Below are 22,761 nucleotides of genomic sequence, written 5' to 3' on the forward strand. Positions count from 1 at the left end.
TTTTTGAAGTTTACGGTTTTTGAAACTTTAGATTTCTCAATGGTATTAACGAAATGGCATTAACGATCAGCTACCAGCCAACGCACCGCGTAGGGCGGCAGCGCTCCTTCTGCGACCCAGGGGTTAGCGGGATCCAGCGCTTGCCAGGCGTGTTTTTCAAGTGCCTGGGTAACTGCCTCGCCCACGTTTTCTAAGGGAAGCGGCAGATCGGTGACGTTGTACAGCGCCAGTAATCGGCGGCCATCGTGCAGTGGGCCGCGCTCTACCGCCAGCAGTTCCGGTGCCGAGACTAACACTCGCTGGGCGGCATTGGGGTGAAAGCAGGGCTCTTGACGGCGCTGATCTAATAGCCGGTTTAAGGCGTGAAAAACATCGTGGGTGGGCGTTGAAGGGCTATCTAACAGCAGGTCTAGCTCGCTACGCTGCCAGCGCCGGCGGTTGATCGAACGTAGCCGCCCACTGCGCTCAACGCCTTCCACGTCATTGAGTGTGCCAGTTAGGGTGTGAATATACAGCGCGGGGATACCTTGCAAACTCAGCATAATTGCTTGGCTGCATAGAAAACGCGCTACCTGCCACGGGTCGGGGCCGCGGCGGGTGCCGCGCATGGCTTCAAACCAGGTGATATTGATCTCATAGGGCGTATCGCTTCCATCGGGGTTGCTACGCATGCTGACAAAGCCTCCGAAACGGTGCATCAGCTCCAGCAGCGCATCCCGCTCGTGATCGGGCAATAAACCTTCCAAGGGTCGCACGCCAATGCCGTCGTGGCTGGCCGTAAAGTTGAGGTAGGTGCATTGGTCGGGCAGTACCGGAAGGCTGGCAAGCCAGGTTTGTAAGGTGCTCGCTTCGCCCCGGGTGAGGGTGTGCAATAGCAGCGGGGGGAGGGCAAACTGATACACCATATGGGCTTCGTCGGGGCCCCCCGCTGGCAACCGATCCAAGCCAAAATAACTGATATTTTCCTGGTGGGGCACATTGGTTTCGGTGATTAACAGGGTACCTGGGGCCACGTGATCCACAATCGCTCGTAGCAGCCGCACCACAGTGTGGGTTTCCGGCAGGTGAATGCAGGCAGTACCCAGCCGCTTCCACAGAAAGGCCACCGCATCCAAACGTACAATCCGCGTTCCTTGCTCCAGGTAGAACAGCAAAATACCCACGAACTCCAGCAGCACATCCGGATTTTCAAAGTTCAGGTCAAGCTGGTCTTCGGAGAACGTCGCCCACAGGTAGCGGGTGCCGCGCCGGGTGGAAATGGGCACCAGCAGCGGGCTGCTGCGTGGGCGCACCACCTGGGAGACATCGGTCTCTGGATCGACTTCGATAAAGTAGTCGCGGCCGGGCAGGCTGCCGCTCAGGTAATCCACAAACCAGAGAGACTCCCGTGAGACGTGATTGAGCACCAGGTCGGCCATTAAGTCGTAATGGCTGGCGAGTTCGCGGATGTGCGACCAATCACCAAGATCGGGGTTCACTTCCCGGTAGTGGATCACCGAAAAGCCGTCGTCGCTGCTCCAGGGAAAGAAGGGCAGTACATGTACACCGCTGATGCGATCGCCCAACCGCGCTTGAAGAAAATCGCTAAGCACTGCCAACGGCGGCACACCATCTTCAATAATCGAGTCACCGTAGCTGATCACCCACTGATCTTTTTCGCTCCAAGAGGGTGCATTTTTAGTGCTGGTTCTACCGGAGCTGGATGAAAATGGGGCAAGCGACTGAAAATGCGCTAGACGCTGGTTTAAACGGCGCTGCACTTCCCCCGCCCTGGGGCCATAAAGGTGGCTGAGGTAGTCGTTAACGGTCTGCTCAAAGGGGGGCATGGGTAGCTCCTGATAAACAATCTGCCACAAACGCTGCAGCTTGTGTGCCAAATCGTTACAATACGAGGTTGATACCGCGTTTAAACGCTAAGATACATTAGCTTGTGGCAGTTACTACTGCTAAAACGCTATTAATAGCACACACATTGACAGGTTATAACACGCTAACTCGTGCGGTACGCCGACACGAGCTGACAACAGGTTGACCGCCATGCATTGCCCTTTTTGTGGTGCAAACGATACTCGAGTGACTGATTCGCGCCTGGTAGCGGATGGTGATCAGGTACGCCGTCGACGCCAGTGTGCGAGCTGCCAAGAGCGCTTTACCACCTACGAAACCGCAGAATTGGTAATGCCGCGGGTGGTGAAGTCCGACGGCTCCCGCGAGAGCTTTAATGAAGCCAAACTGCGGGCAGGTATGTTGCGTGCGCTGGAAAAGCGTCCGGTCAGTGCAGAAGCCATTGAAGCGGCGGTAGAGCGCATCCGCCAAACCTTACGTGCCCGGGGCGATCGCGAAATCAACGCCCGTGATATTGGCGAGTCGGTCATGCAAGCGCTTAAAACCCTCGATCACGTAGCCTATATCCGCTTTGCTTCGGTATATCGCAAGTTCCAGGATCTGGATGAATTTCGCGCTGAGATTGACCGGCTGTCCCAAGAGCCCTCTTCCCGACTGGGCCATGGCAGCGAGTCGTCAAAATGAGTGCTGTCTTTAGCCAAGCCGACCACCGCTATATGGCGCGGGCGCTGCAACTGGCGCAAAAAGGCTTATACACCACGGATCCCAACCCGCGGGTCGGCTGTGTGATTGTGCGTGACGAGCAGATTGTCGGTGAAGGCTTTCACCTGTGTGCCGGTGAACCCCACGCCGAAATTCACGCGTTGAATGATGCTGGTGAGCAAGCCCTGGGCGCGACCGCGTACGTCACCCTGGAGCCTTGTTCCCACACCGGCCGCACTGGCCCCTGCGCGGTGGCGCTCCAGGAAGCGAAGGTGTCGCGGGTAGTGGTTGCCATGGTGGATCCGAACCCGCAGGTGAGTGGCCGCGGTATTCGTCTGCTTGAAGAGGCGGGTGTTGAGGTGGCGGTGGGGTTATTAGAGAGTGACGCGCGCGCTCTGAATCCCGGCTTTATTGCTCGCATGACCCAGCAGCGTCCCTTTGTGCGCCTGAAAATGGCGATGAGTCTAGATGGTCGTACCGCCATGGGGTCGGGGGAGTCTCAGTGGATCACCGGGCCTGAAGCACGCACCCAGGTGCAGCGGCTACGGGCACGCTCCAGCGCGATATTAAGCGGCGTTGAGTCGCTTATTATGGACGACTCTCGGCTGACGTTACGAGCAGAGCAGTTACAGCTTAACAACGCAGACGAAGTGGTTCGCCGCCAGCCCCTGCGGGTGATTTTAGATACCCACTTGCGCCTACCTCTGGCGGCAGCCTGTTTAAGCGAGCCTGGGCGTACGCTAGTGATCACCACATCAGACCACTTGGAAGAGAAGCGGGAACGGTTAACTCAGGCGGGCGCTGAAGTACAGGTGTTGCCCGCCGGTAGCGATGGCCGTATCGATTTAGTGGCAATGCTACAGTGGTTAGCCGAAAATGAACAGGTTAATGAACTGCTAGTGGAAACCGGAGCGACATTGGCGGGCGCTATGCTCGATGCGGCGTTGGTCGATGAGCTACAGCTGTTTGTTGCCCCCACACTGTTAGGCGGCGAAGCGCGGCCCCTTTTTGCGTTGCCAGGGCTCTCACGTATGGCCGATCAGCGGCGGTTAACCATTCACGATATGCGAGCAGTAGGGCGCGATTGGCGCATTATTGCATCCCCTCTAGCGACTAGCGCATCTGGCGAATTTTGCGAGAGCAAGGTACCCTGACGCGCAAAATCGTGACTCACTCTCGCGACACTCTTTCTCGATAACCTATCCTGACAAGCTATCGTGACAACACTTATTGGAGATTCCATGGCGCACCCCTCCTCTAGAGGCTTAGCCCCTATCGCCGAGCTGGTGGACGATATCCGCCAGGGCAAAATGGTGATTCTCATGGACGATGAGGATCGCGAAAATGAAGGTGATATCATCATGGCCGCCGAAAAAGTGCAGGCCGAGCATATCAACTTTATGGCTCGTTTCGCCCGCGGCTTGATCTGCATGCCGATGACTCGCGCCCGCTGTGAGCAGCTTAATCTGCCGCTAATGGTGCGTGATAACGGTTCCGGTTTTGGCACCAAGTTTACTCTCTCCATTGAGGCAACCGAAGGCGTCACGACGGGTATTTCAGCTGCAGATCGTGCGCGTACCGTGCAAGCCGCGGTGGCCCCCAATGCAAAGCCCTCTGATATCGTTCAGCCAGGCCATATCTTTCCGCTGATGGCGGAGCCGGGCGGCGTGCTGCGCCGTGCCGGGCATACGGAAGCTTCGTGTGATTTGGCGGCACTGGCGGGCTGTGACCCTAGCGGTGTAATCTGCGAGATTATGAATGATGATGGCAGCATGGCGCGCCGCCCCGAGCTTGAAGCCTTCGCCCAGGAGCACGGTATTAAGATCGGTACCATCGCGGATCTGATTCACTACCGTATCGTTAACGAACAGACCATCGATCATCTGGAAGCGTCAACGGTCATGACCTCCCATGGCGAGCTTGAGCTGCACGTGTTCCGTGACCGTATCCAGGGCGCTCACCATTTGGCGTTGGTGAACGGTCAGCCCACGCCGGAACAGGCCACCACGGTGCGCGTGCATCTGACTGATACGCTGCGCGATGTAATGGGCTTGATGAAAGACGAACAGTGCCGCTGGGATGCCCATCGCGCGCTGGAAGAGATTGCCGGAGCCGCGCCAGGTGTGTTTGTGTTGATTGACGACGGTCGCCCGCACCAGGATTTGAAAGACCAGCTGGATATCTTTTTGGATCGCGTGCGCCAGCCGCGTACCAGCGACTCCGACGGTGCCGGTAACTACTTGACCATCGGCACCGGTTCTCAGATTCTGCGCTATTTAGGCGTGGGTAAAATGCGATTACTTAGTTCACCGTGGAAGTTTTCGGCGCTGTCCGGCTTTGACCTCGAAGTCGTAGAGCGTCTGGGCCCTAATGACACGGCGTATGAACCAACTTCTCAGCAGAACTAATTCAGCAGGAATAAATTGATGCACTCCCTCACTCAAGTTGAAGGTACGTTTGTTGATGTCGATGGCCGCTATGTCATCGTGGTCGGCCGTTTTAACCATCACGTGGTCGATAGCCTGGTGGAAGGCGCTGTCGACAGCTTGACCCGTCACGGTGTCGACGCCGAGCATATCCACATTGTTCACGTGCCGGGCGCCTGGGAACTCCCGCTGGCGGTGAAGCGCGTGTTGAAGGTAATGAAACCCGACGCAGTGATTGCCCTGGGCGCGGTCATTCGCGGTGGCACACCGCATTTTGAATACGTAGCGGGCGGCTGTAATACGGCTATTAATCACTTACAGCTTGAGTTTGATACCCCGGTGGCTAACGGCGTGTTAACCGTTGAAACCATTGAGCAAGCGATTGAGCGTGCAGGCACCAAGGCCGGTAACAAAGGCACCGAAGCTGCCATGGCCGCGATGGAAATGGTCTCTCTGCTTCGCGCGCTACCGTCAGGAGATACCCAATGAGCGAGCGTAAACCCTCTGCCGCTCAGCAGGGCCGCCACGCGGCGCGGGAATTAACGGTGCAGGGGCTTTATCAATGGCACATGACGGGTAAATCCATTACCACCATTGAAGCCGAGTTTCGTAGTCAAGTCGCCGACGATGACCTGGAAGATCACGAAAATTGGGTCAAGGTGATGGAGATCGCCGACAAGGCGCTGTTTCACGAGTTACTCCACAATACCGTGCGGTTCAAAGCGGAACTGGATCGTGAAATCTCTCCCCTGCTAGACCGCCGCTTAGAAGATCTCGATGCGGTAGAGTTGGCCATCCTACGGTTGGGCGCTTACGAGCTTTCCCGCCGCATGGAAGTACCTTATCGTGTCGTCATTAACGAAGGCGTTGAGCTGGCTAAGTCATTTGGCGCCACCGATGGCCATAAATACGTGAACGGCATTCTCGACAAGCTGGCTATTCGCTTGCGCAGTGCCGAGGTCAGCGCTCGTCGTCTCTGAACGCGAGCGGTATGACAATGCGTTTAAGGGGCCTTTGTGCTTGCCGAATTTGATTTGATTCGACGCTACTTTATGTCGTCGCAGGAGGCGTCGGCTGCGTCAAGTGGCGTCACACTGGGATGTGGAGACGACGCCACGCTGCTGTTGCCACAAGCAGGCCAACAGTTGGTCGTGAGCGTTGATACCTCGGTGGTGGATGTACACTTTCCCCGCGAAGCATCAGCATTTGCGGTGGGTCACCGTGCCTTGGCCGTTGCGCTGAGCGATCTGGCCGCCATGGGGGCGACTTCGCGTTGGTGTTTGATGGCGTTAACCCTTGATCAGCGCCAGTTTGCCAATGATGAAGCCACCCATGCTTGGCTTACAGACTATGCGCGAGGCTTTCATACGCTTTGTCAGCAGCACGCCACCACGCTGGTGGGGGGCGATGTCACTTCCGGTGCGCTTTCCATAGGCGTTACTGTGATGGGTGAACTCCCGGTGGGCGAAGCCTTGACCCGTAGCGGTGCCCAGGCGGGAGATCTGATCGCTGTCACCGGTGCACTAGGTGGTGGGGCAGGCGGGCTGGCGCTTTGGCAGCAGGGCGAGCGCGATCTGGCGCATCCATTGTTAAGTCGCTACCTATTGCCACAACCGCGCTTAGCGGCGGGCCTGGCGTTGCGCGACTTAGCCACCGCTGCACTGGATATCTCCGATGGGCTACTGGCCGACTTGGCGCATATTCGCGACGCTTCGCAGGTCGGAGCCGTCATCGCGCTAGACGCCTTACCACTGGCGGACGAACTGGAAAGCTCCCTAGGTCGGGAAGCTGCACTAAAGGCGGCACTTTCCGGCGGGGATGATTACGAACTGCTTGTTACCCTCGGCGCTGACGACGTCGCAGAGGCGCAACAACGTTTAGCGCCATTGGGTCTCTCGCTGACCGTCATCGGCCACTGCAGTGAAGCGTTAGGCGTTACTGCCTCTGGCCAGAGTGAACTGAGTCGTTATGTCAGCGGCTATGCCGGTTGGCAGCATTTTAGTGGGGAAGCGCCATGAATCATGCACCGAAAAGTGTCTGGCGTCGCCCAACACATTTTTTTGCCTTCGGCTTGGGTAGCGGTGCTGTCCCTTGGGCGCCGGGTACCTTTGGCACGCTAGCGGCCATTCCGTTCTACTGGATGATGGCGGAACTGCCCCTGGGGTGGTACCTGAGTATTTGTTTTGTTGCCTTTATTGTCGGCGTTTGGCTATGTGATAAAACGTCCCACGATTTAGGGGTACACGATCACTCGGGTATCGTGTGGGACGAGTTTGTGGGTTACTGGCTAACCATGGCGGCGGTGCCTTTTTCGTGGGAGGCTGCGCTATGGGGATTTGTGGTATTTCGCATCTTCGATGTCTTTAAGCCCTGGCCGATTCGCTGGGCTGACCGCCGCGTGGCGGGCGGCTTTGGTATTATGATCGATGACGTGATGGCAGGCGCCTACGCCTGGAGTACTATGCACCTGTGGTTCTGGCTACACTAAACTTGGTAAGTGGTAAGTGGTAAGTGGTAAGTGGTAAGTGGTAAGTGGTAAGTGGTAAGTGGTAAGTGGTAAGTGGTAAGTGGTAAGTGGTAAGTGGTAAGTGGTAAGTGGTAAGTGGTAAGTGGTAAATAGAGATCAGGAGCGGTTGATAACTTTTTTCGAGTGCATTGGCTGCAAGGCGTTGGCTTCAAGGAGGTAGCATGCGCAAGGAACGTCTGATTGTCCCCACGCTGGCGATTATAGCCGTAGTGTGGATGGCAGCGCAGCTACTCTCCAGTGTGCTGTTTGAGCGCAGTCTACGCCAAGCGCTCGAAGATCTGGAGGCGCGGGGCGAGTGGCGCGTCAATCGTACTGAGAGTCATCAAGGGTGGTTAAGCTCCCAAGGCAGGGTGATACTGTCACCGCTTTTGGGTCGACCCTGGCGCCTTGAGCTCACGTATAGCGCGCGGCACGGTATTTTAAGCACGGATGTCGAAGGCACCGTACTACCACGTCTCGATACCGTTCTGCAGCAAGCCGTGGGTGAGGTCACCGCCCCCTCTGTGCCGCGTTGGCAGGGGCGCTATCACACCCTTAGCGGTCATAGCGAATTGCGCCTTGCCCTTGCCCCCTTTGTGATTCAACAAAATGGCCGCGATTTAGCCGTCCGCGGTGGTCGGCTGCGCTTGGAAGGCGTGTTTGGCGATTGGCGACTACGCGCGTTATTTGATCAACTTACCCTGACCGACGGTATGGCCCAGCTTGCGATAGGCCCCACGGTGCTCGAAAGCCGCTATACTTATATTGATGATGCTTACCACTTTGCTCAACGCGATCACCTGCATATTGAAACGCTGACGCTCAGCTACCCCTCCTACGATATCCAGTTTTCACCTCTCGATCTAAACAGCCATATGGTGCTGGATGAGAGCGAACTCCGTATCAAAGGCGAGCTTGAAGTGGGCGATGTGATGGTGCCTTCTCAAGCGCCTGATATGCCGCTGCTCAATGGCCGCATAGAGATGGAGCTTTCGCGTTTGAATGCCGATGCGGTTCGCCACTTGATTCGCCGTTTGCGCCAGGAAGCCGCCTGGGGAGACGCTAGTCTACCTATGGCCGAAGGGTTGCTGGCCCGGTTGGAGCCGGATCTGCGCAAAGTGCTTAGCGACTCGCCACGTTTAGATGTCATGACCATCGCCATCGACAGTCCGCTGTTGGGTATTCGCCTGGATGCGGATGGCGCGCTGTTTTTTGATGCCCGCCAGTTGGATGAGCTGAGTGTGGTTAACCTCGACAAAAAGAAAGAGCAGGCGAAATGGCTGGAGCGCATTGATGGCGACTTTACCTGGCACGATGCGCCTACCGTCGCCGCATTATGGTTAGGCCTGCCCCTGGGTACTCGGGAGCTGCAGTTTGATGTGGTGCGTGGCGTTTGGCGTATCAATGGGCGCCCGATGCCCGAGCTTTGGCCTCAATAATTTTAAAAGAAAAGTTTACCTACGGTCGCAGGGAGCGCCGCTAAACTGACTGTTCTACTCGCGAAGGGTTGAAGTTTTGGCCCACTGCCCGCATTCCATGGACAACACTAGGCGGTTCTCACCGCCGGTATCGGTTCATTGGAGGACGCATGAGCGACCAGGATTACGAACACGACGCTGAACATCTTGATTGGCAACTTGATGATGAGCAATCATCCACTACTGATGACACCCCCGGTAGTGAAGAGAGTAGTGAAGACAGTGGTGCAAACCACTCTAACGAACAGACTGCAAAAAGCTCTCAAGAGCCCGATAGTAAGCAGGGAGGAAGTGAGTACCGCTCAGACGGCGAGCGGGTAAACTCTCTGGTGCCCGCTAGCGAAATGCTGCCCGAACGCATTTACCTCCTGCCTATTCATAACCGGCCGTTCTTCCCCGCCCAGGTACAGCCGCTGGTGATTAATCGTGAGCGCTGGGAAGAGACCATGCGCCGTGTGGGTAACACGCCGCACCACACATTGGGTGTTGCCTTTGTGGGCGAGCAGGGTGTCACCTCCCTGGATCATGAAGGTTTCCCGGAGATCGGTACTGCGGTCAAAGTGCACAAACTTAAGGGCGAAGACGATCAGATTCAGTTTATCGCTCAAGGGCTTCAGCGCTTTAAAATTACCCGCTGGCTCTCCAAAGAGCCGCCTTACCTCGTCGAGGTGACCTACCCTAAAGAGCCGGTTGATGCGGAGAACGAAGAGACCCGCGCCTACGCCATGGCGATCATCAACGGCATTAAAGAGCTGCTGCCGATTAACCCGCTGTACGGTGAAGAACTCAAGCACTACCTCAACCGCTTTAGTCCTCATCAGCCGGGGCCGTTGACCGATTTTGCCGCCGCTATTACCTCCGCCAAAGGCCCCGAACTTCAGGATGTGCTGGCAACACTTTCGGTAGAAGAGCGGATGCAGAAAGTGCTGCCGCTGCTGCGGAAAGAGATCGATGTTGCGTTGCTACAGGGCGAGATCAGCGAGCAGGTAAACGCGCAAATGCAGGATCGCCAGCGCGAGTTCTTCCTGCGCGAGCAGCTCAAGGTCATCCAGCGTGAATTGGGTATCTCCAAAGGTGATCGAGAAAACGATGTAGATACCTTTAGAGCGCGTTTGGAGTCACTGGTAGTGCCCGAGCGTGTTCAATCGCGTATTGACGATGAGCTTAATAAGCTCAGCGTGTTGGAAACCGGTTCGCCGGAGTATGGCACCACGCGTAACTACCTGGATTGGTTAACCTCGCTGCCCTGGGGAGTGACCAGCCAGGATCAGTTGGATCTACCCCATGCCCGCCAGGTGCTGGATCGCGACCACGACGGTTTGAAAGACGTTAAAGAGCGTATTATCGAATTTCTGGCCGAGGGTACTTTCAAAGGCGACGTAGGCGGCTCGATTGTATTGTTGGTAGGCCCTCCTGGCGTAGGCAAAACCTCCATCGGACGTTCGATCGCCGAAGCCTTAGGGCGCCAGTTTTACCGTTTCTCAGTCGGTGGTATGCGCGATGAAGCGGAAATTAAAGGTCATCGGCGTACCTATGTGGGCGCTATGCCCGGCAAACTGGTGCAAGCCTTTAAAGAGGTCGAGGTCGAAAACCCCGTTATCATGCTGGATGAAATCGATAAGCTCGGGCAGTCCTTTCAGGGCGATCCAGCATCGGCGCTGCTGGAAGTACTTGATCCCGAACAGAACGTCGATTTCCTTGATCACTATCTTGATGTGCGCATGGACCTCTCCAAGGTACTGTTTATCTGCACTGCCAACACGCTTGATTCGATTCCAGGGCCGCTGCTTGACCGTATGGAGCAGATCCGCCTCTCCGGTTATATCGCTGAAGAGAAGCTGGCGATTGCCAAGCACCACCTGTGGCCGAAGCTGCTCAAGCGCGACAACCTGACGAAAAAGAGGATCAGCCTCTCCGATGCGGCTTTAAAGCAGGTCATTGAAGGCTACGCCCGGGAAGCCGGAGTGCGACAGCTGGAGAAGCAACTGCACCGCATTGTGCGTAAATCGGCCGTTAAACTGCTCGAAGAGGAGTCTGAAACGGTCAAGATATCAGTTAAAAACCTGGAGGAGTTCTTAGGTGCGCCGATTTTCCGTAAGGAGAAAGTGCTTACCGGCGAAGGGGTAGTGACCGGCCTGGCGTGGACTTCCATGGGGGGGGCAACATTGCCCATCGAAGCAGGCAAAGTACACTCACTGGATCGTGGTTTTAAACTGACCGGTAAGTTAGGCGAAGTGATGCAGGAGTCCGCCAATATCGCTTACAGCTATACCCTGGGCCACCTGCAGGAGTATGGTGCCGATACCGACTTCTTTGACTCGGCGTTTGTACACTTGCACGTACCCGAGGGCGCCACGCCGAAAGATGGCCCTTCGGCGGGTGTCACCATGACCACGGCGCTGCTCTCGCTGGCCAAGCACCATGCGATCGATAGGCCTTTGGCGATGACCGGCGAACTAACGTTAACCGGCCAAGTGCTCCCCGTTGGCGGTATTCGTGAGAAAGTCATTGCCGCGCGACGCAGCGATATTTTTGAATTGATTTTGCCCGACGCCAACAAGCGCGATTACGAAGAGTTGCCGGACTACCTGAAAGAGGGCATGACGGTGCACTTTGCCAAGCGCTACCGTGATGTGGCAGATGTCGTGTTTGGCCGAAAATAGAGCGTTGATTTTATTTGCAGCAATGGCTATTTAACCTTTTAAAGCGTCTTACGAGAGTAAGGCGCTTTTTTTACATTTGTTCACTGGTTTGCCGAGATGATCTATAGCGATAATGACCTCTGCTTTTATAAAAATTAAGAATATCTAATTCTTGGAGAACTAATGCGCAATAACCAGCCCGTGACGCAGCGTGAGTATGTTCTGAGTGAGGAAGCGGTGCTTATTTCCCGCTCGGATTTAAAGGGCAATGTGACCTACGCCAACCCTACTTTTGTTGAGGTCAGTGGCTATAGCCGTGAAGAACTCATTGGCTCTCCCCATAACCTCCTTCGTCACCCTGATATGCCTGAAGCTGCTTACAAGGATTTCTGGAAAACCATCCAAGCGGGGACAACCTGGCAAGGCGTGGTTAAAAATCGGCGTAAAAATGGCGATCACTACTGGGTGAATGCCACCGTGGCGCCGCTGCGGGACGGTGAGCGCATCGTCGGCTACACTTCCGTGCGCCGCAAAGCGTCAGAAAAAGCCATTAACCAGGCAGAAAAAATCTATGCCGAGATTCGCGAAAAAGGTAAATCCCGCCACTACGCACTAGCCCATGGCACGCTGCGGCGTAAAGGCTTGACCGGAATGCTGTCGCGCTTTCAGTTCACTAGCCTGAAAGCCAAGCTCACCAGTATGGTGGTGGCGTCGCTGCTGCTACTCTGTCTTTCGGGTGGGTTGGGAGTCTCTGCGCTGTTACTCTCCGGCGAGCGGCTGGAAACCATTAATCGCTCAGGGTTGAGCGATGTCGCCTCGCTGCAGAATATCGAACGCTATATTGGTCAAACGGTTGGCACGCTGGAACCTGCGGTACGAAGCCCTCGTCGGGCTGACCTGGAGGCCGTCAACGCAGACATTGGCCAGTATACCGATGCCATGCAGACGCTGTGGGCGGGCTACTATGCGGATGCGACGGTCACTGATGAGACCGCCCAGGCTTTTGATAGTGCTCTGAATACCTGGATTGATGCGGTGCAAACCGCCCTTGTGGCGATTGAAGAGGGTAATGGGTTCGCGGCCTTTGAGGCCTTGAATGACGTGGTGGTGCCGACCACAGAGTCGCTGCGCGAGATGAACAGCACCTTGGTTGAGCAGGTGCGTGCCGATGCCGAATTGCTGGTGACCGAGGCACAAAGCGGGCGTCAGCAAATGCTGATAGCGCAGCTGGTGCTACTGGCGGTAGGCTTTTTAGTCATGATCGGCTTGAGTGTAATGATTCTGAAATCCGTGTTTCGCAGCTTGTCGGGCGCGCGGTATATCACTTTCCAAATTGCCGCGGGTAACTTGGCCGCCCGTGAACGTCGTCAAACTAACGACGAGTTGGGCGAGCTGCTCTACTCCCTGGACACCATGCGTTTTAGCCTCTCCAGCATCGTGGGCGATGTAGAGAATCGTGTCTCAGTGGTTACTCCGGCGATTCAGCAGATAGCCGCTGAAAATGAGGAACTCTCTTCGCGCACTGAGCAGCAGGCGTCGTCGCTTCAGCAGACCGCTTCGAGTATGGAGGAGATGACCTCGACGGTTCAGCAGAACACCGATAATGCCCGCCAGGCGACTGATCTGGCAGTGCAGAACGCTGCCAGCACCAAGGAAACCGGTCAGCAAATGCAAAAGCTGGTGGAGCGCATGCAGCGTATCGCCCAGAGTGCTGAAAAGATGACCGAGATGATCAGCGTGATCGACGGCATTGCCTTTCAAACTAATATTTTGGCACTCAACGCCTCGGTTGAGGCTGCGCGTGCTGGTGAACATGGACGCGGCTTTGCGGTAGTCGCCAGCGAAGTGCGCAATCTAGCTGGTCGCAGCGCAGATGCCGCCCAGGAAATTCGCAAGATGATTGATAGCACTACTCAGGAAGTCAGCGGTGGTCGTAGTGCGGTAGAGCAGGCGGAGCGGGCGATTGAGGAAGTCTCTCAGCAGGTGAGTCGAGTCAGTGAGCTGATGGAGTCGATCAGCACTGCGTCCAGCGAGCAGAGTAGTGGGATCGGTCAAATTAACTCGGCGATTGCCGAAATGGATCTTGTGACCCAGCAGAACGCTTCAAAAGTTCAGTCGATTGCGGCGTCAGCGGACAATCTCTCCCTCGAAGCCTTTGAACTCGCTAACGTGGTCGATGCATTCCGTTTGGAAGGCGCTCAAGACGAGAACATCAAAGAGGCGCGGGCGAAGTTACAGCGCGCCAACCAGGCACTCAGTAAAGCAACTCAGCAATTGACAGCCCCATCAGAGCAGCGTGCTAAGACACCCGCAACACAGCCTCGTGCTGACCAGTGGGAAGCGTTTTAGCCCGGTAGACGACACTGTTAGGTGCTTGATTTCCCTTTATTCGGTTTTATGACATGCCACCCTTCGCGGTGGCATATTTCATGCATTACCTCTAATTGAAAAGGCTTAGCGTTAGGAGCCTGTCTGGCTTGGCCGATCGTCGCGAGAAGCATAGATTCGCAGTAGATCAGTGTTAAGTCGGACAGGCTCCTAGGGAACCGCTAATCCTAAAGATGGCACAAGCCTTCAATAAAAAAGTAGGGGGTCTCAATGCATAATGCCGCACAAGCAGCATCCACTATTTATGAATTAGCCGATGACGAAGTGTTGATCTCACGCTCGGATCTGCAGGGCAGAATCACCTACGCCAACCAAACCTTTGTAGAGGTGAGCGGCTATACGCTGGACGAGATCATGGGCGAACCTCACAGCCTGTTTCGCCACCCCAGCATGCCTAAAGCGGTTTTTAAGAACCTATGGGAAACGATTGAGGCCGGTAAAACCTGGCAGGGGCTGATCAAGAATCGCCGCCAAACGGGAGAAGCGTATTGGATGCATACCACCATCGCGCCGCTGCTCGATGGTAATCGCGTGGTGGGCTATACCTCTATCCGACGTAAAGCAGCGGATAGAGCCATTGCCCGGGCAGAGCGGGTATACGCTGCAATGCAACAGGGCAAAACGCGTGGTTTCAAGCTGCATTATGGTGCAATACGCCACACCGGCCTGCGTGGATGGGTAAAGCGTTTTAGTTTCAGCAGCATGCAGGCCAAACTAATGGGTATGGTGCTGGCTTCGGTGGCTTTACTAGTCATCGCAGGGGCGGCGGGGGTGTATGGCTTAACCAGTTCCGCTGAACGCTTACGCACTCTCAATCAAACGGGCCTTGAAGGCATTACCGACCTTCAGCAGATAGGTCAGCGGGTTAGCCAAGCAATTCAGGCGTTAGAACCGGCGGTGCGCAACCCGAGGCGAGCGGATCTTGATGCTCTTGAAAGCCAGTTAACCACCATGAGTGCCGACATTGAGCAGTCGTGGCAAGGCTATACTGCAGAGCGCGAAACCGGCGGTGTGCAAGAGGGGCTAGCGGCACATCTCACCACTTTTATGGAAAGTGCCGATATCACCCTGACGGCTATCCGCGATGGTAACGGCTTTGCTGCTTTTGAAGCCTTTAATGACAACGTGCAGCCCACCTCTGAAAGTATTAGTGCCACTATCAATGTATTGGTTGAACAAGAACGCACGGCTGCGCATACGCTGATGGACAATGCCGAACAGCAGCAACAGGTATTATTGTACGGTCAGTTGGGCGTGCTGCTGCTGGGTATTGTGTTAATGGTGGGGCTGAGCATGGCGGTACTCAAATCGCTGATTAAATCACTCAACGAGGCCCGCCGGGTAACGTTCCAAATTGCCGCGGGTAACCTCGCCAACCGAGTGACTTTAAAGCGTAATGACGAGTTAGGCGAGTTGCTGAGTTCGCTGGAAACCATGCGCGCTAGCTTATCGGGGCTGATTACCGAGGTGGGCAACAAAGTCGATGTGGTGACACCTGCGTCCGAACATATCAAACAGCAGAATGAAGACCTGGCATCGCGCACTGAGCAGCAGGCCTCCTCGCTTCAGCAAACTGCCTCTAGCATGGATCAGATGACGGCGACCGTGCAGCAAAACAGCGGAAACGCCCGTCAGGCCAATCAACTGGCCATGCAAAATGCCACCACCAGCCGCGAAACCGGCGAGCGCATGCAGGCGCTAGTCGAACGCATGGAGCGTATCGCTGCCAGCGCCGATAAGATGACCGACATTATTAGCGTCATCGACGGCATCGCTTTTCAAACCAATATTCTGGCGCTGAATGCCTCAGTAGAAGCTGCTCGGGCTGGCGAGCAGGGGCGTGGTTTTGCAGTTGTGGCAAATGAGGTGCGTAGCTTGGCCGGGCGTAGCGCTGATGCGGCTGGCGACATTCGTCGTTTAATCGACTCCTCCTCCCAGGAGATTAGCGGCGGTGCCCAAGCGGTGAAGGAGGCCGAAGCCGCTATCGATCAGGTAGTGACTCAGGTAATGAGAGTCAGCGATATCATGGAAGAGATCAGCACCTCCTCCGATGAGCAGAGCAACGGTATCGCGCAAATCAATACCGCGGTCGCGGAGATGGATCACGTTACCCAGCAGAACGCCTCCAAGGTACAGTCGATTTCCAGCGCTGCTCAAGACCTCACCCGCGAAGCGCTGAGCCTGGCCAACGTTATCGCCGCCTTTCGCTTAGAGGGTGCTGCCGAAGAGAGCAGCGAGACTGCCCGCAAGCGCTTGCTTAAACAAGCAGGGCTTGGCTCCACGCCCCCATTAGCGTCATCTCCCACATTAGCCTCGCCCCAAAACTCCCCGACTCAGCGTACTGCCCAAGCCCAGCCAGCCGAAGAGGCGTGGGCGACCTTCTGATGAATCGGCGCCATGGAGGGCGCTTTACTTCCTATCGGGTCTCGTGATTTAGCCTCTACATCCAGCCTCCACATCTAGTCTCTGCGCATTGCTCATGCCACAATCAAAAGCTACTGATATTTTTTAGAATTAGTCTAGCCTGCAGCCTTGCGTGCTGTGGGCTAATAAAAAATAGAGCCTAGCTATTTATTAGAGAGTAGAGGACACCATGCCAGAGTATCGCTCACGTACCACCACCGCTGGCCGCAATATGGCCGGTGCCCGCGCGCTGTGGCGCGCCACCGGTATGCAGGATGGCGACTTTCAAAAACCGATTATCGCGGTAGCCAACTCCTTTACCCAGTTTGTGCCGGGCCATGTGCATTTAAAGGATATGGGCCAACTGGTGGCGCGGGAGATTGAGAAAGCCGGGGGCGTCGCCAAAGAGTTCAACACCATTGCGGTGGACGATGGTATCGCCATGGGCCACGACGGCATGCTCTACTCGCTGCCCAGCCGCGACCTGATCGCTGACAGCGTTGAGTATATGTGCAACGCCCACTGCGCCGATGCGCTGGTATGTATTTCCAACTGCGACAAAATCACCCCAGGAATGCTGATGGCCGCTCTACGCCTCAATATTCCGGTTATCTTTGTTTCCGGCGGCCCCATGGAAGCGGGTAAAACCAAGCTTCTCAACCACGGGCTGGATCTCGTCGATGCCATGGTGATGGCCGCCGACGACAGCGTGGATGATGACACCCTGGCGGAAGTAGAGCGCAGCGCCTGCCCCACCTGCGGCAGTTGTTCGGGCATGTTTACCGCCAACTCCATGAACTGCTTAACCGAAGCGCTGGGTCTGGCCTTGCCCGGCAACGGTACCGTCTTGGCGACTCACTCGGATCGTCGTCGCCTGTTTGAAACCGCTGGCCATCGCATTGTCGAGCTGGCCAAGCGCTATTACGAAGGCGAAGAAGCCCACCTGCTGCCGCGTGCCATTGCCTCCAAGGCGGCGTTCAAAAACGCCATGACCCTGGATATCGCCATGGGCGGCTCTACCAACACTATTCTTCACTTCCTGGCGGCGGCCCAGGAAGCCGAGGTGGACTTCACCATGGCCGATATCGACCGCCTCTCCCGTGAAGTGCCCCAACTCTGTAAAGTGGCGCCCAATACCCAGAAGTACCATATCGAAGACGTCCACCGTGCAGGTGGCATTATGGCCATCCTGGGGGAACTGGATCGTGCCGGAGTGCTGGATACCTCGGTGCCCACCGTGTATGGCGACAGCCTGAAAGCGGCGCTGGAAGAGTGGGATATCATGCGCTCGCCAAGCGCGGAAGTGGTTGAGTTCTTTAAAGCCGGGCCGGGTGGCGTCCCTACCCAAGTGGCATTTTCCCAAAGTGCCCGCTGGCCGAGTTTGGATGGTGACCGTGCCACCGGCTGTATTCGAGACCTTGAGCATGCCTTCTCTCAGCAGGGCGGCTTAGCCGTGCTCTATGGCAATATCGCGCTGGATGGCTGCGTGGTCAAAACCGCCGGGGTCGATGACTCGATCCTGGTCTTTGAAGGCCCCGCCCATGTGGTGGAGTCTCAGGATCAGGCAGTCGCCGATGTGTTGGCGGATAAGGTCAAAGAGGGTGATGTCGTCGTGATTCGCTACGAAGGCCCGAAAGGCGGCCCCGGCATGCAGGAAATGCTCTACCCGACCTCCTACCTCAAATCCAAAGGATTGGGTAAAGCTTGCGCGCTGCTGACTGACGGGCGCTTCTCTGGCGGCACTTCAGGACTCTCTATTGGCCATGTTTCCCCTGAAGCAGCGGCGGGCGGCGCGATTGGATTGATCGAGCAGGGCGACCTGATCCGCATCGATATTCCCAGTCGGGCGATTAACGTCAAACTGACCGATGCCGAGCTGGCGGCCCGCCGCGAGGCAATGGACGCCAAGGGTGCCGCTGCCTGGAAGCCTGCCGAGCAGCGTCCCCGCAAGATCACTCCGGCACTTAAAGCCTATGCGCTGTTGGCGACCTCCGCTGACAAAGGGGCTGTTCGGGATCTAAGCAAACTCGACTGATATACGCAGCTGAAACATGCAGCTGAAACATGCAATAAGCCCGAGTAAGGAATCAAATGAAGGCGATTATAAACGTTGGATTAGTCGGCTACGGTTTCGCTAGCCAAACCTTCCACGCACCGCTGATCCAGGCCACGGAAGGCCTGGATTTGGTCGCGGTCTCTTCAAGCGATGCCGCCAAGGTGCAGGCGTCACTGCCGGATGTTGAGGTAGAGGCTCAGGCATTAGCACTTTGCCAGCGCAGTGATATTGATCTGATCGTTATTCCCACTCCTAACGATACCCACTTTTCCCTCGCCAAAGCCGCTCTCTCGGCGGGCAAGCACGTAGTGGTCGATAAGCCGTTCACGGTGACCCTGTCAGAAGCAAAGCTGCTCAAAAAATTGGCGGATGATAAAGAGCGTCTATTGTCGGTGTTTCACAACCGTCGTTGGGACAACGATTTCTTGACCGTTAAGGCCCTGCTTGAGGCGGGGACGCTAGGACGTCTGGTCAATTTCGAATCCCATTTCGATCGTTTCCGTCCGGAGGTTCGCGATCGCTGGCGCGAGAAGGCCACCCCCGGTGGCGGCATCTGGTTTGATCTGGGGCCGCATTTGCTAGATCAAGCCTGCGAGCTGTTTGGCATGCCCCAGGCTATTCTGCTAGAACTCGGCGTGCTGCGAGATGGCGCCCAGGCTGACGATGACTTCCTCGCGCTGCTCGACTACGAAAGCTTTCGCGTTACCTTAGCGGCGGGCACGTTGGTGGCCGAACCGACACCGCGCTTCCGGATTAATGGTACCCAAGGCAGCTTCATAAAATACGGCTTAGACCCTCAGGAGGATCGCTTAAAAGCAGGCGAAGTGCCGACACCCCAGTGGGGCGAAGATACTCAACATGGCACCCTGACACTGCGCGAAGGGGAGGGGGATAACGCACCGCTAACGCGTCGTGAACTTGCGACCCTGCCGGGGGACTACCTTGCCTATTACCAAGGCATTGCCGCAGCTATCCGCGATAAAGCACCGCTACCGGTAAGCGTCGACGACGCCCTGCGCTCAATGACCTTGCTGGAAGCAGGCCTAGACAGCCACCGTCAACGGCGCTGGATCGCATTGAAAAATCATCTTTAGAGAGAGGGGCGGGGGATTAGTCGCTTTTGCGTGTGAGGAGCCTTCTTATTATGTCATTGCGAGGAGCGTAGCGACGCGGCAATCTCAACCAGCGGCGGCAGTATAACCCCGAGATTGCTTCGCTTCGCTCGCAATGACAAAAATGAGGTAGCTTCGCTCACGATGACATCGACCCACCTTGAGCGAAGCTACTTCCTACTTAGATACTTCAAAGCAAATCCGTCGCACTATTGCGTTTCTCTTCCCGCAACCTATCCCGGGCGATATAGAGCGCGGCGATAGCGCGGGCTTCGTGAAAATCCTCGCGCAGTAGTAGGGCGGGTAGCTCCTCGATGGCGTGGGTTTCCACAATCAATGGCTCTGGCTCATCCCCTGGCAGGCGCTTGGGGTACAGGTCGGTGGCGAGGAGTACCTGCATACGGTGGCGCATATAGTTGGGTGCCAGCGAAAGCTCGACCAGCGGTTCAATGCGGTGAGCGCCAACGCCACACTCCTCCATCAACTCGCGGTTAGCCGCGGTAATGATATCTTCGCCAGGGTCGACTAATCCCTTTGGCAGGGTGAGAACATAATCTTCAAATCCAGCGGCGTATTCACGTATCAGCAGCACGTGGTCTGGGTCGGGCATCGCCACCATCATCACTGCGCCGCGGTCAGCGCCGGTCAAGCGCTCAAATTGGCGCTCTTCTCCGTTAGAAAAACGCAAATCAAGCGACTCAATCTGGAATAAACGGCTCTGGGCCACGCTCTTGCGAGCCAAAATTTGCGGCTTTTGCTGGTAGCCCGAACGCTTAGCACTGGCACCTTCAGGGTGATTGAAGGTGTCGCGAGTTGGGGGGGGCGTAGACATAAAAGTGGGCCTCCATGGCTGGTAAAAGGCGGTTAAGCTACAATAGCACGCTTACTCCTAACGTGACTGGAGCGGCAATGATTGATTGGCGCGAGATAGACACCGTCCTCTTGGATATGGACGGCACGCTGCTGGATTTACACTTCGACAGCCACTTTTGGCTCGAGCACCTGCCGCGGCGCTACCGCGAACTGCACCAACTGGATGAAGCCTCCCAGGAGGCGCTGCGCGCGCGTATTATCGGCGAGCAGGGCACCTTAAACTGGTACAGCCTGGCGTACTGGAGCCGCGAGCTGGGCGTGGATATCGTCGCTCTGAAGCGCGAAGTCCAGCACTTGATAGGCCTGCGTAGCGATGCTCTGGATTTCCTCAAATGGCTCAAACAGGCCCACCCGAGGGTCGTGCTCGCCACTAACGCGGATCGTGCGAGTCTTGCCCTGAAGCTGCCGCTCACCGGTTTGGAAAGTTACCTGGACGCGATCGTCTCTTCCGAGGACGTAGGAGCCGCCAAAGAGGAGCAGGCGTTTTGGTTTGCACTACAAGACATCGAAGCCTTTGATCCCACGCGTACGCTGTTTATCGACGACAACGCCCGTGTACTCGAGAGCGCTCGTGAGTTTGGCATTAAGCATTTACTGGGCATTAAACAGCCCGACAGCCAGCGGCCTGAAAAAGAGCTGCAAGAATTTATTGCCCTCGATCGCTTTGCCCACCTGCTACCCGAACAGCTTCCTGAACAGGTGTCAGCAACCCAAGGAGTGCCTAAATGAGTGACAGCGTACGCTTGGATAAATGGCTGTGGGCCGCCCGCTTTTTTAAGACCCGCGCACTGGCTAAAAAAGCTATCGAGGGCGGGAAAGTGAATTACGACGGCGGTCGCGCTAAAACCAGCAAGCAGGTGGAAGTCGGTGCGCTTATTCGCGTGCCTCAAGGCTGGGAGATATTGGAGGTAGAGGTCTTATCGCTTTCGGATCAACGCCGCGAGGCACCAGAAGCGCGCACGCTCTATGCGGAAACCGAAGAGAGCGTGCAGCGTCGTACTAAAGAGGCCGAAGCAAGACGCCTCACTAACGAAGCGATGCAGCATCCGCTCAAGCGCCCCGACAAAAAGCAGCGCCGCGATATCCAGCGCTTCCAGCGCCATCAGGGCGAGTAGATCCTCGCTGTTAAACGCTAGCCGTCCTTAAATACTTGCTGCACTTAAATACTTAGGTTGCCAAATTATGTCCGATCAAATTCAACGTTTTATGTTCGATCACACCAATGTCCGCGGCGAGATCGTCACCCTGGCGGCCGCCTACCACGAAGTGCTGGATCGTCATGCCTACCCTCCGGCGGTGAATGAGCTGCTGGGCGAGCTATTAGCCGCCGTGGCGTTGCTTACCGATACCGTGAAGTTGGATGGCACGTTGAGTATCGAGGTACGTGGACGCGGCGTTCTGTCACTGTTAATGGCCGAGTCCAACCCCGGTGGTGAACTGCGCGCGATTGCCCGCATAGCAGAAGACGCCGCACTGCCCAGCGAGCACGCCAGCTTCCGCGAACTGGTGGGAGAAGGCCAGATCGTGATTACCCTTGATCCCCGTGAGGGCCACCGCTATCAAGGTATTGTGGCGTTGGATCAAGAGACCCTGGGCGGCTGCCTGGAAGCCTATTTCAGCCAATCTGAGCAGTTGCCAACCCGCCTCTGGCTGGCCGCCGATGAGAAGCGTGCGGGCGGGTTACTGCTGCAGCGGCTACCAGAAGAGTCACAAAACCAGGATGTCGATGCCTGGGATCGCAGCGTACAGCTAGCCGATACGATCAAAACGGAAGAACTGCTCGGCCTTGAGCAGCGCGAGGTGCTGCATCGTCTCTATCACGAAGAGACCGTGCGTGTTTTTGAACCCAAAGCACTGCGCTTTGGCTGCACCTGCTCCCGTGAGCGTATGAGCTACGCGTTGCACTCTCTGGGTAAAGAGGAACTGCGGGATATTTTGCACGAGCAGGGGGCTATTGATACCCAATGCCACTTTTGCCACACGAAATATCACTACACAGCAGCGGATATTGAAACTTTGTTGGACGACCCTGACGCGCCACCGCCCACGATTCACTAAGTGTGTAGTCGAAAGCGTATATCAGGGTGTTTACCAGCAGTGCTAGGAGCGCCAATGGATTCAATGAATTTGGTATTTCGTGCAAACGGATGTTTGAATTTTTACTGCGCTGCAACACAAAATGTAGTGCCTTTGTAGTAGTTTAACTACAAGATATTTGATCTGCGCCCCCGTTTCCTGGGGGCTTTCTTTTTGCCATAATGCGCCGAACTTCAGCGCGCCCAGCCGGTTTCACAGTGGTTGGGATGAACATCAAGGCGTCGGTGACGCCC

Annotated in this window: 18 protein-coding genes; 16 read left to right on the top strand and 2 right to left on the bottom strand. The window is 56.1% G+C overall.

All coding sequences use genetic code 11. The features are described from left to right. Positions 1-59: 59 nt before the first annotated feature. The gene (locus ACW17M_RS22030; protein WP_400674909.1) at positions 60-1,826 is read right to left on the bottom strand and encodes a sugar phosphorylase; all 1,767 of its coding nucleotides are present in this window, start codon (positions 1,824-1,826) and stop codon (positions 60-62) included. 211 nt (positions 1,827-2,037) lie between these two features. Here ACW17M_RS22030 and nrdR point away from each other — a divergent pair, with 211 nt between their 5' ends. From nrdR to ACW17M_RS22095, 13 genes are all read left to right on the top strand, one after another. Then, positions 2,038-2,529 carry a transcriptional regulator NrdR gene (gene nrdR, locus ACW17M_RS22035; RefSeq protein WP_022519727.1) on the top strand — a complete coding sequence of 164 codons (492 nt, stop codon included), beginning with the start codon at positions 2,038-2,040 and terminating at the stop codon, positions 2,527-2,529. After that, positions 2,526-3,701: a bifunctional diaminohydroxyphosphoribosylaminopyrimidine deaminase/5-amino-6-(5-phosphoribosylamino)uracil reductase RibD gene (ribD, locus tag ACW17M_RS22040; RefSeq protein ID WP_027958808.1), complete on the top strand. Its 1,176-nt coding sequence runs from the start codon at positions 2,526-2,528 to the stop codon at positions 3,699-3,701. Before nrdR ends, ribD begins: the two co-directional genes overlap by 4 nt. An 87-nt stretch (positions 3,702-3,788) precedes the next feature. Then, entirely contained in the window at positions 3,789-4,955 is a 1,167-nt protein-coding gene (ribBA, locus tag ACW17M_RS22045; RefSeq protein ID WP_022519725.1) for a bifunctional 3,4-dihydroxy-2-butanone-4-phosphate synthase/GTP cyclohydrolase II, read from the top strand. A gap of 18 nt (positions 4,956-4,973) precedes the next feature. Continuing rightward, on the top strand, positions 4,974-5,462 hold the full coding sequence (ribH, locus tag ACW17M_RS22050; protein ID WP_007114490.1) for a 6,7-dimethyl-8-ribityllumazine synthase: 489 nt from the start codon (positions 4,974-4,976) through the stop codon (positions 5,460-5,462). Beyond that, positions 5,459-5,953 carry a transcription antitermination factor NusB gene (gene nusB, locus ACW17M_RS22055; protein ID WP_007114491.1) on the top strand — a complete coding sequence of 165 codons (495 nt, stop codon included), beginning with the start codon at positions 5,459-5,461 and terminating at the stop codon, positions 5,951-5,953. The genes ribH and nusB overlap by 4 nt, the downstream gene beginning before the upstream one ends. A gap of 36 nt (positions 5,954-5,989) precedes the next feature. Next, the gene (gene thiL / locus ACW17M_RS22060) at positions 5,990-6,991 is read left to right on the top strand and encodes a thiamine-phosphate kinase (RefSeq protein ID WP_457548094.1); all 1,002 of its coding nucleotides are present in this window, start codon (positions 5,990-5,992) and stop codon (positions 6,989-6,991) included. Beyond that, a complete protein-coding gene (locus ACW17M_RS22065) occupies positions 6,988-7,461 on the top strand; it encodes a phosphatidylglycerophosphatase A family protein (RefSeq protein ID WP_009288468.1) in 474 nt (157 codons plus the stop codon). The genes thiL and ACW17M_RS22065 overlap by 4 nt, the downstream gene beginning before the upstream one ends. A gap of 200 nt (positions 7,462-7,661) precedes the next feature. Beyond that, positions 7,662-8,918 (top strand): DUF945 family protein, encoded by a 1,257-nt coding sequence (locus ACW17M_RS22070; protein ID WP_027958811.1) that lies wholly within the window; start codon positions 7,662-7,664, stop codon positions 8,916-8,918. A 149-nt stretch (positions 8,919-9,067) separates the two neighbouring features. Beyond that, positions 9,068-11,620, top strand: a complete 2,553-nt coding sequence (gene lon / locus ACW17M_RS22075) for an endopeptidase La (protein WP_457548095.1) — start codon at positions 9,068-9,070, stop codon at positions 11,618-11,620. Positions 11,621-11,782: 162 nt separating this feature from the next. Then, the gene (locus ACW17M_RS22080) at positions 11,783-13,948 is read left to right on the top strand and encodes a methyl-accepting chemotaxis protein (protein ID WP_022519720.1); all 2,166 of its coding nucleotides are present in this window, start codon (positions 11,783-11,785) and stop codon (positions 13,946-13,948) included. A gap of 249 nt (positions 13,949-14,197) precedes the next feature. Further along, positions 14,198-16,372 (top strand): methyl-accepting chemotaxis protein, encoded by a 2,175-nt coding sequence (locus tag ACW17M_RS22085; RefSeq protein WP_457548096.1) that lies wholly within the window; start codon positions 14,198-14,200, stop codon positions 16,370-16,372. Positions 16,373-16,580: 208 nt separating this feature from the next. Then, entirely contained in the window at positions 16,581-18,425 is a 1,845-nt protein-coding gene (gene ilvD, locus ACW17M_RS22090; RefSeq protein ID WP_457548097.1) for a dihydroxy-acid dehydratase, read from the top strand. A 56-nt stretch (positions 18,426-18,481) separates the two neighbouring features. Further along, positions 18,482-19,540: an oxidoreductase gene (locus ACW17M_RS22095; RefSeq protein ID WP_457548098.1), complete on the top strand. Its 1,059-nt coding sequence runs from the start codon at positions 18,482-18,484 to the stop codon at positions 19,538-19,540. A gap of 208 nt (positions 19,541-19,748) precedes the next feature. Here ACW17M_RS22095 and nudE read toward each other — a convergent pair whose 3' ends face one another. Beyond that, positions 19,749-20,390 (bottom strand): ADP compounds hydrolase NudE, encoded by a 642-nt coding sequence (gene nudE / locus ACW17M_RS22100; protein WP_022519716.1) that lies wholly within the window; start codon positions 20,388-20,390, stop codon positions 19,749-19,751. Positions 20,391-20,467: 77 nt separating this feature from the next. On the opposite strand from nudE, the gene yrfG reads away from it, so the two are divergent. The 3 genes from yrfG to hslO all read left to right on the top strand — a co-directional run bounded on the left by yrfG (position 20,468) and on the right by hslO (position 22,489). Further along, on the top strand, positions 20,468-21,160 hold the full coding sequence (gene yrfG / locus ACW17M_RS22105; RefSeq protein ID WP_027958816.1) for a GMP/IMP nucleotidase: 693 nt from the start codon (positions 20,468-20,470) through the stop codon (positions 21,158-21,160). Continuing rightward, positions 21,157-21,546: an RNA-binding S4 domain-containing protein gene (locus tag ACW17M_RS22110; protein WP_457548099.1), complete on the top strand. Its 390-nt coding sequence runs from the start codon at positions 21,157-21,159 to the stop codon at positions 21,544-21,546. The genes yrfG and ACW17M_RS22110 overlap by 4 nt, the downstream gene beginning before the upstream one ends. Positions 21,547-21,613: 67 nt before the next feature. Next, positions 21,614-22,489 (top strand): Hsp33 family molecular chaperone HslO, encoded by an 876-nt coding sequence (gene hslO, locus ACW17M_RS22115; protein WP_022519713.1) that lies wholly within the window; start codon positions 21,614-21,616, stop codon positions 22,487-22,489. The last annotated feature ends 272 nt before the right edge of the window (positions 22,490-22,761 follow it).

It is taken from the genome of Vreelandella sp. 2A-K22, assembly GCF_054065485.1.